Here is a 13606-nt window from a genome sequence, read left to right as displayed (position 1 = left end):
GCCGTCGTCCCGGCGAAGGCCGGGACCCATACCGCGTGCTTTATCGGTAGGCGGCAGTGGGAGTACCGGCGAAGAATAACAGACAGTCTTCGCCAAATGACTTCCTGGGGTTATGGGTCCCGGCCTTCGCCGGGACGACACTGCAATTAAACCCCCGCCACCGACGTCCACAGCTCCGCCAGCTTGCGCCGCAGGGCCTGCCTGCGCGTCAATGGTGCGGGCGTTTCCTCGTCTTCCGGCAGGCGCAGGCCGACGACGTTGACGCGCCCACCGGAGATCGAGCGCGCCACGAGCACGATCGGATCCAGCGCAAGCTCGGCGCCCTCTTTCGGTGCGCGGTCGAGATGGACGTCGAAATAATCGGCCAAAGTCAGCTTGCTCTCGTCCTCGCCGGCCTCCACGCCGTAGATCTCCGCGAGCTCGGCGAGCGTGTGCTCGCCGGAGACCATGAAGTCGCCCAGCAGATGCGGGTCCGGCGCCGAACTCGGCTGCATGTCGACGAAGAAGCGGTCGAGCGATTCGGCCTTTTCCGGCGGCGCCAGCAGATAGATGTAATCGCCGGGCGCGATCGGCTCGGCTTCCGCCGGCGTCAAAATGTTCTCCTTGCGGATCACGAGCGTCGGCTTCGACCAGGACGGGATCAGGCCGCGGCGGAAATACAGGCTCTTGGACCGCACCGGATAGCCGACGAGCTGCTGCTCGAGCTGCCCAGGCAGATCCAGTTCGACACGGCGCGGGCCGCGTTCGGCGCGCGGGAGCGCAACATGGAGCTTGCGCGCGGCCGGCCCCAGGGTCCAGCCCTGCAGCAGGAGCGAGATGATGACGACGACGAAGGCGACGTCGAAATAGAGATAGGCCTTCGACAGCCCGACCAGCATCGGGATCGAGGCCAGGAAGATCGCGACCGCGCCGCGCAGGCCGGTCCAGGCGATAAAGATCTTTTCGCGCCAGTTGAAGCGGAACGGCGCCAGGCACACGAACACCGCGATCGGCCGCGCCACCAGCATCAGGACGAATGCGACCCCCACCGCCGGCAGCACGCTGCCGCCAAGCCGGCTCGGCGAGACCAGCAGGCCGAGCAGCACGAACATCACGATCTGGGCCAGCCAGGTCGCGGCGTCCAGGAAGGCCACCACCGAATTATGCGCGCGCGTCGGGCGGTTGCCGATGATGATGCCGGCGAGATAGACCGCGAGGAAGCCTGAGGCGTGCATGATCTGCGAGCCGCCGAAGATGACGAGCGCGGCGGTGGTGACAAACGGCGCGTGGAGGCCCTGCGGCAGCGCGACCTTGTTGAGCGCGATGACGACCAGACGCCCGCCGATCACCCCGACGACGGCGCCCAGCACGGCCTCCTGGGCGAACTCCATCAGCACATGCGCGGCCGTGCCTGTTCCCAGCGAGATGTACTCGACCAGCATCAGGGTCAGGAAGATCGCGAAGGGATCGTTGGTGCCGGATTCCACCTCCAGCGTCGCGCCGACGCGCGGGCGCAGGCGCAGGCCCTGTGTATGCACCAGCAGGAACACTGCGGCCGCGTCAGTCGAGGCCACCACGGCGCCGACCAGCAGCGACTCCGTCCAGTTGAATTCGAGCGCATATTTCGCGAACGGCGCCGTGATCAGCGCGGTCAGCAGCACGCCGACGGTCGCGAGCACCATGGAAGGCGCGAGCACGGTGCGGATGCTGGCAAAGCGGGTCCGCAAGCCGCCGTCGAACAGGATCAGGGCGAGCGCGACCGAGCCGACCAGATAGGTGGTTCGGACGTCGTCGAACTGCAGCTGTCCGGGACCGGAATCGCCCGCGAGCATGCCGATCGCGAGGAAGACGAGCAGAAGGGGCGCGCCGAAGCGCAGCGCAAGCAGGCTTGACAGGATCCCGGCCAACACCAGGACGGCGCCGAGCAATATGGCGAGGCTGACACTGTCGAGGGAAGCCATCCACCTTCCGGGTACGAAATCGCTGGAATTGCATCCTTATCGTCGGCAGACTCCCACGCCAACCCATTTCTCCCGCTCGCGGCAATCTGCCCGCATTTTGCGGCCTTAACGCACTTCACTTGTCGGTGTATCGGTGGTCCGGCCGCGCCCTTTGTGGGATTCTCCGGCGCGCTCGAATCAATGCCTCCCGCCCGCTCCCCGACGAGACCGATAGACATGGACCTCAAAGACTTCATGGAGTTCGTGCAGACCACCGCGCGAAGCGTCGGGGCCGAAATCTCCTCGCCCTGGTTCTACCTGCAATTCGGGCTCATTCTGGCCGCGGCCGGCATCGCCTATGCCGCGGAAGCCGCCGTTCGCAGCCGAGTCGACATGACCTCGCTGGCGATGCGCTGGCCGCTGCCGCTCCGGCACTTCGTCCGGGTGATGGTCTCCAGCGCCTCGACGGCCGTGTTCACCCTGCTCGTGATCGTCTCGCGCGTGGTGATGTACCACGCGACCTGGCCGAGCCGCAGCTATCTCCTGATGGTCGCCGCCAAGCTGGGCCTGGCCTGGCTCGCGATCCGGCTCTTGACCTCGGTGCTGCGCAACGCCTTCATCGTCAAGCTGGTGTCGATCATGGCCTGGTTCGTCGCGGCGCTCTCGATCCTCGGCCAACTCGATGCGACGGTCGACCTGCTCGACTCCTTCGCCATCGTGCTCGGCGGCCTGCGGCTGACGCCGCTGCTGGTGATCAAGGCCGGCGCGCTGCTGCTCATCGCGCTCTGGCTCACTAACATCGCCAGCAATTTCGCCGAGAGCCGGATCAACTCGACCACCGATCTGACGCCGTCGGTGCAGGTGCTGCTGGTCAAGATCATCCGCATCGGCCTGCTTGCAGTCGCGATCGTGATCGCGCTCGGCACGGTCGGCATCGATCTCTCGGCGCTCGCGGTGTTCTCAGGCGCGGTCGGTGTCGGCATCGGTATCGGCCTGCAGAAGATCGTCGCCAATTTCATCTCGGGGATCATCCTGCTCGCCGACAAATCGGTGAAGCCGGGCGATCTCGTCACCATCGGCGACAACACCGGGCGGATCAGCGCGATGAAGACGCGCTATATTTCCGTCGCCGCCGGCGATGGCCGCGAATTCCTGGTGCCGAACGAGGATCTGGTGACGCAAAAGGTCGTCAACTGGACCTACACCGACAAGAACACGCTGGTGAAGATCGCCTTCGGCACCAATTACGACGCGGACCCGCGACTGGTCTGCAAGCTCGCCGCCGAGACCGCGGCCGCGCATCCGCGCGCGCAGAAGGGCAAGCCGCCGAATTCCATCCTGACCGAGTTCGCCGAAGCCGGGATGAAATTCTCGCTGACGTTCTGGATCGCCGACCCCGACGGCATGGACAACGTCAAGAGCGACGTGATGCTGGCGCTGTGGGACGCCTTCAAGCGCGAGGGCATCCGGGTTCCCTACCCCGTCCGCGAAATCCGCATCCGCGGCGGTGCGCTGCCGGTGGAAACCACCGTAGAAGTCCCGAATTGAACCGGTTTTCGGGCGCATGCCCGCCAAGCTTGGCTTGCATGAAGGCTCGCGATCATTAAATTAGGGCCTTAAATCAGACCCTTGCGCCCACCTCGATACCGGCCCCGTGCCGAGAAGACCGCATCCGCATGAGCTACGTCGAAGCTACCGATACCTCGCTCCGCAAGACCGGGCAGATCAAGCTGCATGGACCAAGCGCCTTTGCCGGCATGCGCAAGGCAGGAGCGCTGGTGGCGAAGTGCCTCGACGAGCTCACCGACATCGTCGGGCCCGGCGTTCCGACCGACCGCATCGACCAGTTCGTCCGCGACTTCGCCTTCAGCAACAATGCCTATCCGGCGACGCTGATGTATCGCGGCTACCGCTATTCGACCTGCACCTCGCTCAACCACGTGGTCTGCCACGGCATGCCCGGCGACCGTCCGCTGAAAGAGGGCGACATCGTCAACATCGACGTCACCTTCATCGTCGACGGCTGGTACGGCGACTCCAGCCGGATGTATGCAGTCGGCCCGATCGCCCGCAAGGCCGAGCGGCTGATCGAGGTGACCTATGAGGCGATGATGCGCGGCATCGCCTCGGTGAAGCCCGGCGCCACCACCGGCGACATCGGCCATGCCATCCAGAGTTTCGTCGAGCCGCAGGCCATGAGCGTGGTGCGCGATTTCTGTGGCCATGGCCTCGGGCGCATGTTCCACGACGAGCCGAACATCATCCATATCGGCCGGCCCGGCGAGGGCGTGCAGCTCAAGCCCGGCATGTTCTTCACCATCGAGCCGATGATCAATCTCGGCAAGCCGCATGTGAAGATCCTCTCCGACGGCTGGACCGCCGTGACCCGCGACCGCTCGCTATCGGCACAGTTCGAGCACTCCGTCGGCGTCACCGCGACAGGCGTCGAGATCTTCACGCTGTCGGAGCGGCACGGCGAGAAGCAGATTGGGTGAGGGCGGCTGGCGGCTGACCTTCGGGTCGCCGGCTGGCGTGAACCGGATTTGCCGCCGCAATTGACGGTTGCAAAAAGGATTACCCGCGGCAATGCTGGCGGCCGATGCCTGCCAAGCCCGACCACGACAAGAGCAAGCCCGAAGAAGCGCCGCACTATCTCGGCCATCGCGAACGGCTGCGCGAGCGCTTCTACAGCGCCGGTGCGGACGCGCTCAGCGACTACGAGCTGCTGGAGATGGCGCTGTTTCCGGCGCTGCCGCGGCGTGACACCAAGCCGCTGGCGAAGTCGCTGATCAAGATTTTTGGCTCGTTTGCCGAGGTCGTGCATGCGCCGGTGGCGCGCCTGCGCGAGGTGGACGGCATTGGCGAATCCGCGATCCACCAGCTCAAGCTGCTCGCGGCGGCGGCGCATCGCGTCGCCAAGGGCGGGGTCAACAGCCGTAACGCGCTGTCGTCCTGGAACGAGGTGATCGACTATTGCCGCACCAGCATGGCGTTCGCCGAGAAGGAGCAGTTTCGCCTGCTGTTCCTCGACAAGCGCAACCAGCTCATCGCCGACGAGGTGCAGCAGACCGGCACCGTCGATCACACCCCGGTCTATCCGCGCGAGGTGATCAAGCGCGCGCTGGAATTGTCCGCGACGGCGCTGATCCTGGTGCACAATCACCCCTCAGGCGATCCCTCCCCTTCACAGGCCGACATCCAGATGACCAAGGCGATCATCGACATCGCAAAGCCGCTCGGCATCGCGGTGCACGACCACATCATCGTCGGCAAGAGCGGGCATGCGAGTCTGCGCGGGATGCGGCTGATCTAGTAGCAATATCTCGGATCGACCGGGACGTAGGAGCCGTCCCGGCGCTGCATGTAGCAGCCGCGCTGATAGGCGTAATAGCCGGAGCGGCGGCGTTCGCCCTCTGAGGCGATCGCAGCGCCCGTGCCGGCACCGACAACGGCGCCGATGGCGGCGCCACGGCCTCCGCCGATGGCGCCCCCCACGATCGCTCCACCGACGCCGCCGAGGATGGCACCGCCAATGGCGTCCTGCGCTGCCGCCTCATGAGCCGGCATCGCCATCACAACCGCCAGACATGCCGCGATAGCGAAACTTCCAATGCGAAGACCTCGAAGCATGCTCGCCCTCCCCTGTGGTCAGACGAGTCATAGCGCCGCAGCCGGATTCGGACCAGACAAATCACCATGCCGGGACCCCGCACTCTCGCCATGGCGTCGGAGGCTCGGCTCGAAGGCGGCTCAGGCCACGCCCCGTGTCCAGCGCGGGCCGTCCCCATTCATCTCAAGCATCGACCCAGCGCTGCACCGCCTCGGCGGTGTCGGCCGGCGTGGTGTTGAAGCAGATCGCGGCGTCGGGCGCCAGGCGGTGGACGAGGTTGAGCACCTTCTCGAACAGCAGCAGGCGCTCCCTGGGCTCGCGCAGGCCCGCGCCGATCACGATGCAGTCGAAATTCTCCTCGCGCAGCGCTGCCGTGACGGCGGCTTCCGCCGCGGCATCGAGATCGATCAGGCAGCTCGTGACTTCGTAACCGAGATCGCGCAATCGCAGCAGTTGCGCATCGATATAGTCGCGCACGAGCGCCGGCGTGAGCTGCGGGAATGCACTGTAGTCCGCGTTGCCGGGTTCGATGCCGATCGCGAGGACGCGCGTGGTCATGCAGGGCTCCGTTGCCGGACTGTCTCGCGTCGCTAACCGAGCAGCGGCCCTTTCGGTTCCCTCGCGGGCTGCCGCCCTGATCCCGGTCCTGCCGCTCATTTTCTCGGCGAGGTTGTAACCCACTTCACACGCGGCGCCCCGGCGGCCTGCCAGACTTGCGGGAGATCACGCTGGTCTCACGCCCTGATCACGGCACCTGGTTCATTTCGACTGACGCGCGGTTGCAAAATCCATTCATTGCGGGAGCGGAAAATGATTTCATTCGAGAGTTTGAAAAGCGAATACGAGCAGAATTGGGCCAATCTCGAGATCCGGCCTGCACGCCTCTCCGACGCGAACGCGGTCGCACGCAAGGCCGTCAACGGCAAGGCGACCTATCAGCAGATCGAGCGGTTGACCGGCGTCCCCTGGTATTTCGCTGCCCTCTGCCACTACCGCGAGTCCAATTTCGATTTCGACACTTATCTCGGCAACGGCGAAACGCTTCATCGCGTGACGACGCTCGTTCCGAAGGGGCGCGGTCCGTTTGCCACGTTCGTGGACGGCGCCGTGGACGCCTTCAGGATCGAGAATTTCGTCGGCGCTCACGATTGGGCGATCGCGCGGATTCTGTTCCGGCTCGAAGGGTTCAACGGCTTCGGCTATCACGCCAAGGGCTGCAATTCGCCCTATCTCTATGGCGGTTCGACGCTGTATGGCCCGCCCGAGGCAAGAGCCGGCAAATTCGTCCGTGATCATGTGTTCGATTCGGGTCACGTCGATTCCCAGCTCGGCACCGCGGTGATCCTGCATGCAATGATGTCGCTGGATTCCTCGATCACCCTCGACGGCAGCCCGCAATTCGCGAGCCGGGCCGAACCGGAGGACGACGCGGCGTCGACGATCGTTCTCATGCAGCAGGCGCTCAACAAGCTCGGCGCCAATCCGCCGCTCGCCGAGGACGGCGTCAGCGGACCGAAGACCAGGGCCGCGGTCTCGCAGTTTCAGCAGCAGAACGGCTTGAGGGATACCGGACTTCTCGACGGCGCCACGGTCGCCGCCCTCACCCGCGCGGCGCAGTCGGGCCCCACCGGATCGAGCGGCGATGTGTCCAGGATCATGAAGCGGCTGGAGGACCTCGCGCAATTGCTGCGGCCGCCGGTCGGCGCCGTGATCCCGGCAACGACGGCATCGGGCAACACGCTGCCCGCCACCAATGATCCGATCAGCCTGTTCGAACGGCTATTTTCCCTCGTCAACAAGACGGCCCCCATGCCAGGACCCCTCACCCCGACCAGCCCCGCCCCCGTCGATCAGTTGAAGCAGGTCGTCGACCTGCTCGGCACCTTGCTCAACCGGGATGGCAAGCCTGTCCTCGGCCAGGTCAATGGCGCGCTCGGCGATACCATCGGCAAGATGCTCGACGGCAAGAAGACTGCGCTCGGCATCGGCGGCTCGCTGATCACAGCGCTGCTCTCTTCGGTGACGGCGAGCCCCAACGCTGGCGGTCTTGCCGGGTTGCTCGGGACGCTGGTGTCGGCGGTGCCGGGCCTCGGCCAATTCGCGATGCCGATCTCCCTGGCGCTCACGGCCTGGGGCGTGCTCGGCAAGATGGAGAAGTGGGCCCAGGGCACCGCGCCGCCGCCCAAGCCGACGACGTAGCCTGCGGCCATCCTTTGAGACGCCCGCCCATGGCGGGCGCTCAGGATAAGCTCGCGTTTCGCGGCGCCTACTGACGCAGCATGATCAGGGGATCGGCGGTGTCTGGGACGCGCCGCCATTGCGCGTTGTCGTCGGCCTCGAACTGCCAGGCCTCACCGGCCTTCGACAGCAGGATGATCTGGCCGCGCTCGAGCCGCCATTGCGTCGGGTTGAACTGCGCAATGGCCGCATCGCATTTCGGCTTGAGGAAGACCTGGAAATTGTCCGGCCCGGCTTCGGTGTTGGTCAACGTCAGCCCGCAGACCGGCTGGCCGTTGCCCCGCACGATCGACCAGTCGCCGATCATCTGGTCCATCGACTTCGCCATCGAGCGGGCGGCGGCGAGATCTTGCAGGATGTAGACGCCCTCGCCCTGCCGCAGGCCCTCGAAGATGCCGGCCTCGACCTCGGTGAAGTCGATCACGGCTTCACCGCTCGAATCCTGCAAGCGAACGATGTCGAGACCCCTGACGCTCCAGGCGACGATGTCCTTGGTGAAGGGCAGCGCGGCCTTGCAGGCCGGCTCCAGCTCGAGCTTGAAGCCTTGAGCAGCAGTGTCGGCCTTGAGCGTGACGACGCAGGTCTTGCTGCGCTCGGTGGTGGAGAGCTCCCACTGCCCGGGCATCTCCTTCTTCAGGGTCGTCGTATCCTGCGCCAACGCAAGGCCGATCGCGGCCAAGTAGGCCGCGACGGTGAATGCAACGACCCCAAGAACTCTCATCAGCGCCCCTTAAAAGGCGTTTCCGCAACCGGCGTCAACGGCGCCTTGCCTGAGAACCAGGACTTGAGATTGTCGACCACGAGCTGATCCATCGCGTTGCGCGTCACCACCGAGGCCGAGCCGATATGCGGCAGCAGCACCACGTTCTGCATGGTCTTGAGCTCGTCCGGCACGTTCGGTTCGGCCGCGAACACGTCGAGACCGGCGGCGAGGATGGTGCCGGACTTGAGCGCCTGGACCAGCGCCGGTTCGTCGATCACCGAGCCGCGCGCGACGTTAACCAGCACACCGCGCGGGCCGAGCGCCTTCAGCACCTCGGCGTTGATCATCTTGTTCGTGCTGGCGCCACCGGGCACGATCACCATCAGCGTGTCCACCGCCTTCGCCATCTCGATCAGGTCGGGGTAGTGCTTGTAGGAGACGTCCTTGGACGGATTGCGGGTGTGATAGACCACCGGCACCAGCGAGGCATCGAGTCGACGCGCGATCGCCTGTCCTATCCGGCCCATGCCGACGATGCCGACCTTGCGATCGCGCAGCGAGCCGACGCTGAGCGGATAGTTCTGGGTCTGCCAGAGACCGGAGCGCACATAACGATCGGCCTTGATGAATTCACGCACCGTGGAGATCAGAAGGCCCATCGCGACGTCGGCGACCTCCTCGGTCAGCACGTCGGGCGTGTTGGTGACGATGATGTTGTGCTCGGCGGCGTATTTGGCGTCGACGTGGTCGTAGCCGACGCCGAAGCTCGCCACCATCTCGATCTTGGGCAATTGCGACAGCGAATCCCTGTCGGCGCGCACGGTGTGATAGGTCACCGCCACGCCGCGGATCTTTTCGCGGATTGCCGGCGTCAGCCGCTCGAGATCGCCCCGCGTCTCCGCCTTGTGCACGACGAAATGATCGGAAAACCCGTTCTCGAGGATCGGCCGGACCGGCCCATAAATCAGAAGGTCGATCTTTTCGGACGAAATCGAACCGGTGGTCATCAGTTGTCCTTTCCAAGCGCGCTCTCGTGCCAGCGCCGTAAAACGAGGTGGGAAACTAGCGCCAGCACCCCATAGATGACAATCCCGGCCAGCGACAACAGCAGCAGCGCTGCGAACATGCGGGGTATGTTCAAGCGGTAGCCGGATTCTGCGATCCTGTAGGCGAGCCCGGAGCCGGCCCCGGCCGTTCCCGCCGCGATCTCGGCCACGACCGCGCCGATCAGCGACAGGCCGCCGGCAATGCGCAGGCCGCCGAGAATGTAAGGCAGCGCCGCCGGCAGCTTGAGAAAGCGCAGGGTTTGCTGCGGCGAGGCGCCATAGAGCTGGAACAGGCCGGCGAGGTTGCGATCGACTGAATTGAGCCCAAGCGTGGTGTTCGACAGCACCGGGAAGAAGGCGACGATGAAGGCGCAGACCACGACCGCGGTCTGCTGCTCCAGATAGATCAGCAGCAGCGGCGCGATCGCGATGACAGGCGTAACCTGAAGCACCACGGCATAGGGAAATAGCGATGCTTCCACCCATTTGGACTGGTTGAACAGCAGCGCCAGCGCGATGCCGCCGATGCTGGCCGCCACAAAACCTTCGAGCGTGGTCAGCAGCGTCGCGGCGAGCGACTGTGACAGCACCGACCAATCCTTGATCAGTGTCACGAATATGACGGAGGGCGCCGGCAGCACGTAAGGCGGGATGTCCTTGATCCGAACCATGAGCTCCCAGGCGAGCAGGCCCGCCGCGAACACGATGACGGGCAGCGCGAAGCGCACCGCGCGTTGCGCGCCGGACGGCTTCGCAGTGACGGAAGCTTGCGCGTTCATAGCGTCGACTGCCCTGCATAGGACGGCGCCAGCGCCGCCGACACTTTCCGGCAATAATCGGAATAGGCGACTGAAGTGCGAAACTCCTCGCCACGCGGCTCGACCGTCTCGATGCGGAAGTCGGCCTGGATGCGGCCCGGCCGCGCCGTCATCACCACCACGCGCTGCGACAGATAGACGGATTCGAACACCGAATGCGTGACGAAGATGACGGTCTTGCCGAGCCTGCGCCACAGCGCGAGCAAATCGTCGTTGAGGCGGAAGCGCGTGATTTCGTCGAGCGCCGCGAACGGCTCATCCATCAGGAGGACATCAGGATCGGTGACGAGCGCGCGCGCCAGCGACACCCGCATCTTCATGCCGCCGGAGAGCTCGCGGGGAAAGGCGTCGGCGAAATCGCCAAGCCCCACGCTTGCCAACGCCTGATCGGCACGCGCGCGCGCTTCCGCCTTCGGAACGCCTGCGAGCTTCAGCGGCAACCGCACGTTCTCGCGCGCGCTGGTCCAGGGCATCAGGGTCGGCTCCTGAAACACGAAGCCGATGCCATGACCTGGTTGAATATGACCTGGCTGAACATGACCTGACTGCGCACCACCCTCGCGACGCGCCAGCCGCACGATTCCGGACGATGGCGCGCTGAGCTCGGCAATCAGCCGCAGCGCGGTGGATTTGCCGCAACCTGACGGTCCCAGCAACGAAATGAACTCGCCCTTGCGCACCGCAAGGTCGAGCGGGCCGAGCGCCAGCACGCCGTTGTCATAGGTCTTCGTCACGCCGCGCAGGCTGACAGCCAGGGCCGTCAGGCCGGTCTCGACCCCCGCCAACGTTTGGACTGATGACATCGGCCTTGCGCTACGGCTTGCTCGGGCGCAGCTCGGCGCCGACGCCCTTGTTGACGAAACGCAGCGTATAGGATTTGCGAAAATCGAGGTCTGCCTTCACGACGCCTGCCTTCACCATCTTGTTGAAGAAGGAGGTGTAGCGCTCGTCGCTCATCGCGCCGATGCCGTTCTTCAGCGAATCGCCGGAATCGACGATGCCGTATTCCTTCATCTTGGCGACGGAATAGGCGAGCAGCTCGTCGGTCATCTCCGGATTGAGCTTCTTGATCATGGCGTTGCCCGCGGAATTGTCGCGGTAGATGTAATTGTACCAGCCGACCATGGAGGCATCGACAAAGCGCTGCACCAGATCGGGCTTCTTCTCGACCACGTCGCGGCGGCTCTCGATCAGGGTCGAATAGGTGTTGAAGCCGTAATCGGCGAGCAGCAACACGTTGGGCTTGAAGCCGGCGGCCTTCTCGACCGCGAAGGGCTCGGAGGTGACGTAACCCTGCATCGCGCTCTTGGGATTGGCGATGAAGGGCTGCGGATTGAAATTATAGGGGCGAACGTTCTTCTCGCTGAAACCGTATTCGGATTTCAGCCACTGGAAATAGCTGGTCATGCCCTCCTTGGAGACGAACAGCGTCAGCGGCTTGAGGTCCTCGATCTTGGCGACCTTGGCATCGGGCTGCGTCAGCATCACCTGCGGATCCTTCTGGAACACCGCGGCGATCGTGACGACCGGGACGTTGTTGGCGACCGCTTCGAACGACATCAGCGTGTTCGCTGCCATGAAGAAATCGATCTTGCCGGCGATCAGCAGCATCCGGTTGTTCTCGTTGGGCCCGCCGGGGACGATGGTGACGTCCAGCCCATATTTCTTGTAGGTGCCGTCGGCGACCGCCTGGAAGAAGCCACCATGCTCGGCCTCGGCGACCCAATTGGTGCCGAACATGACCTTGTCCAGGGTTTCGGCGCGCGCCGGAACGACCGAGACGAAAGCGGCCATCAGACCCGCCGTTAAGGCTCGCCGCAGATGAGAGGGGCTCATGATGGGACTCCGTCGATCGCTTCTAGCCGATGTCCAAGCAACGCGATAAAACCGCAAGACATTCAGGGACGCGAGCCGGCCTGGCCCGCGTCCCCTGATAACCCAAATTACGCGACAAATTCGGGCAAAGAAACCTTGATGACGCCTTCCCGCGACTGGACCGAGATCCGCTGGGCCGATGCCAGCCCCGCCGAGGTGTCGCGCTGGATCGCAGTGCTGCCGCTGGCGGCGACCGAGCAGCACGGCCCGCATCTGCCGCTCGAGACCGACGTGCTGATCGCGGACGCCTATCTCGCGCGGGTGCGCGAGCTCCTGCCCGAAAGCGTTCCGGCCACTTTCCTGCCCGTTGAACGGATCGGGATTTCCACCGAGCATATCGACTATCCGGGCACGCAGACGCTAGCGACTGAAGTCGCGTTGAAAAAATGGACCGCGATCGGCGAAGACATCGCGCGCCGCGGATTGAAGAAGCTCGTCATCATCACCAGCCATGGCGGCAACAGCGCGGCAATGATGCTGATCGCGCAGGATCTTCGCGCGTATCAGAAACTGTTCGTGGTGACCACGTCGTGGTCGCGGCTGTCGGGCGCGGACCAGCTGTTCCCGGCCGACGAAGTACGCCACGGCATCCACGGCGGTGCAGTCGAGACCTCAATCATGCTGGCGCGCTATCCCGATCGGGTGCGCGGTGATGCGATCGCGGATTTTCCCGCGAGCAGCATCGCGATGGAGCAGCAATATCGCTGGCTGTCGACGCAGCGACCCGCACTGTTCGCCTGGCAGGCGCAGGATCTCAACCCCAGCGGCGCCGTCGGCAATGCGACGCTAGCCGTCGCCGCGAAAGGCGAGCGGCTGATCGACCAGGGCGCCCGCGCTTTTTGCGAGCTGCTTGCCGAGGTTGATAACTTCGACGTGAACAGGCTCGCCAAAGGCCCGCTCGGTTAGCGCTTATCCTCCTGGAATCATTCTGAAAAGAGCCAGACTCGACCTCCGCTTTTGCCGGTTTCGAACCGGACGCGCGGAGCCTCCGTCCAACTCGGTACGCGGCCACAACGGACCGCCTCAACCCGGATGGAGTTTCACATGTCGATCAAGACCAAGATTTTCGCAGTTGCTCTCACCGCGCTCACCCTGACCGGCAGCGTCGTCGCCACCACCTCGCAGGCGCAAGCCAAGCCGCTCGGCTGGGGCGTCGGCGTCGGCCTGGGCATCGCCACCGCCGCCGTCGTCGGCTCCGCGATCGCCGCCAGCAACGACCCCTATTACAACGGCTATCACCGCTGCGGCTGGGCCGCCCAGTACAACGCCTTTGGCCAGTACGTTGGCCGCGTTCGTACCTGCTTCTGATTTGAGTCCCTGAGGCCGATCTCACGTGGATCCTGCGTCCGACACGGGCGCCTCATCCACCCCGTGTCGGACGCAGGATCCACGTGAGA

General features: G+C 64.7%; 14 protein-coding genes. 6 read left to right on the top strand and 8 right to left on the bottom strand.

The genetic code is table 11. The features are described from left to right. Window positions 1-146 precede the first annotated feature (146 nt). On the bottom strand, window positions 147-1940 hold the full coding sequence (locus tag IVB48_RS11835; protein WP_247400043.1) for a potassium/proton antiporter: 1794 nt from the start codon (window positions 1938-1940) through the stop codon (window positions 147-149). Between the two features lie 210 nt (window positions 1941-2150). Between IVB48_RS11835 and IVB48_RS11830 the strand changes: the two genes are divergently transcribed. The 3 genes from IVB48_RS11830 to radC all read left to right on the top strand — a co-directional run bounded on the left by IVB48_RS11830 (window position 2151) and on the right by radC (window position 5232). Further along, complete coding sequence (locus IVB48_RS11830) at window positions 2151-3467, top strand: mechanosensitive ion channel domain-containing protein (protein ID WP_247358106.1); 1317 nt, start codon at window positions 2151-2153, stop codon at window positions 3465-3467. 128 nt (window positions 3468-3595) lie between these two features. Continuing rightward, window positions 3596-4414: a type I methionyl aminopeptidase gene (gene map / locus IVB48_RS11825; RefSeq protein ID WP_247400041.1), complete on the top strand. Its 819-nt coding sequence runs from the start codon at window positions 3596-3598 to the stop codon at window positions 4412-4414. A gap of 104 nt (window positions 4415-4518) precedes the next feature. Then, window positions 4519-5232, top strand: coding sequence for a DNA repair protein RadC (radC, locus tag IVB48_RS11820; RefSeq protein ID WP_027565854.1), 714 nt, complete (start codon window positions 4519-4521; stop codon window positions 5230-5232). Here radC and IVB48_RS11815 read toward each other — a convergent pair. Both IVB48_RS11815 and IVB48_RS11810 read right to left on the bottom strand, forming a co-directional pair. Further along, the gene (locus tag IVB48_RS11815; RefSeq protein WP_247357638.1) at window positions 5229-5549 is read right to left on the bottom strand and encodes a glycine zipper domain-containing protein; all 321 of its coding nucleotides are present in this window, start codon (window positions 5547-5549) and stop codon (window positions 5229-5231) included. The genes radC and IVB48_RS11815 overlap by 4 nt on opposite strands. A 163-nt stretch (window positions 5550-5712) precedes the next feature. Continuing rightward, entirely contained in the window at window positions 5713-6087 is a 375-nt protein-coding gene (locus IVB48_RS11810) for a hypothetical protein (RefSeq protein ID WP_027565856.1), read from the bottom strand. Between the two features lie 252 nt (window positions 6088-6339). Here IVB48_RS11810 and IVB48_RS11805 point away from each other — a divergent pair, with 252 nt between their 5' ends. Next, on the top strand, window positions 6340-7728 hold the full coding sequence (locus IVB48_RS11805; RefSeq protein WP_247400040.1) for a peptidoglycan-binding protein: 1389 nt from the start codon (window positions 6340-6342) through the stop codon (window positions 7726-7728). Window positions 7729-7795: 67 nt separating this feature from the next. On the opposite strand, the gene IVB48_RS11800 is transcribed toward IVB48_RS11805, so the two are convergent. Genes IVB48_RS11800 through IVB48_RS11780 form a run of 5 tightly spaced genes read right to left on the bottom strand, consistent with a single transcriptional unit; the run spans window position 7796 to window position 12170 of the window. Further along, window positions 7796-8488: an AprI/Inh family metalloprotease inhibitor gene (locus IVB48_RS11800; protein WP_247400038.1), complete on the bottom strand. Its 693-nt coding sequence runs from the start codon at window positions 8486-8488 to the stop codon at window positions 7796-7798. Further along, a complete protein-coding gene (locus tag IVB48_RS11795) occupies window positions 8488-9477 on the bottom strand; it encodes a 2-hydroxyacid dehydrogenase (RefSeq protein ID WP_007604945.1) in 990 nt (329 codons plus the stop codon). The genes IVB48_RS11800 and IVB48_RS11795 overlap by 1 nt, the downstream gene beginning before the upstream one ends. Next, the gene (locus IVB48_RS11790) at window positions 9477-10295 is read right to left on the bottom strand and encodes an ABC transporter permease (RefSeq protein WP_247400036.1); all 819 of its coding nucleotides are present in this window, start codon (window positions 10293-10295) and stop codon (window positions 9477-9479) included. The genes IVB48_RS11795 and IVB48_RS11790 overlap by 1 nt, the downstream gene beginning before the upstream one ends. Continuing rightward, window positions 10292-11137 carry an ABC transporter ATP-binding protein gene (locus IVB48_RS11785; protein ID WP_247400035.1) on the bottom strand — a complete coding sequence of 282 codons (846 nt, stop codon included), beginning with the start codon at window positions 11135-11137 and terminating at the stop codon, window positions 10292-10294. The genes IVB48_RS11790 and IVB48_RS11785 overlap by 4 nt, the downstream gene beginning before the upstream one ends. 10 nt (window positions 11138-11147) lie before the next feature. Next, on the bottom strand, window positions 11148-12170 hold the full coding sequence (locus tag IVB48_RS11780) for an ABC transporter substrate-binding protein (protein WP_247400033.1): 1023 nt from the start codon (window positions 12168-12170) through the stop codon (window positions 11148-11150). Between the two features lie 138 nt (window positions 12171-12308). Between IVB48_RS11780 and IVB48_RS11775 the strand changes: the two genes are divergently transcribed. Together IVB48_RS11775 and IVB48_RS11770 are read left to right on the top strand one after the other, a co-directional pair. After that, complete coding sequence (locus tag IVB48_RS11775) at window positions 12309-13115, top strand: creatininase family protein (RefSeq protein ID WP_247357634.1); 807 nt, start codon at window positions 12309-12311, stop codon at window positions 13113-13115. Between the two features lie 138 nt (window positions 13116-13253). Further along, window positions 13254-13517, top strand: coding sequence for a hypothetical protein (locus IVB48_RS11770; protein WP_007597808.1), 264 nt, complete (start codon window positions 13254-13256; stop codon window positions 13515-13517). Window positions 13518-13606 lie beyond the last annotated feature (89 nt).

The organism is Bradyrhizobium sp. 76 (genome assembly GCF_023073025.1).
Taxonomy (GTDB): Bacteria; Pseudomonadota; Alphaproteobacteria; order Rhizobiales; family Xanthobacteraceae; genus Bradyrhizobium.
This window is presented reverse-complemented; position numbering and strand designations above follow the sequence as displayed.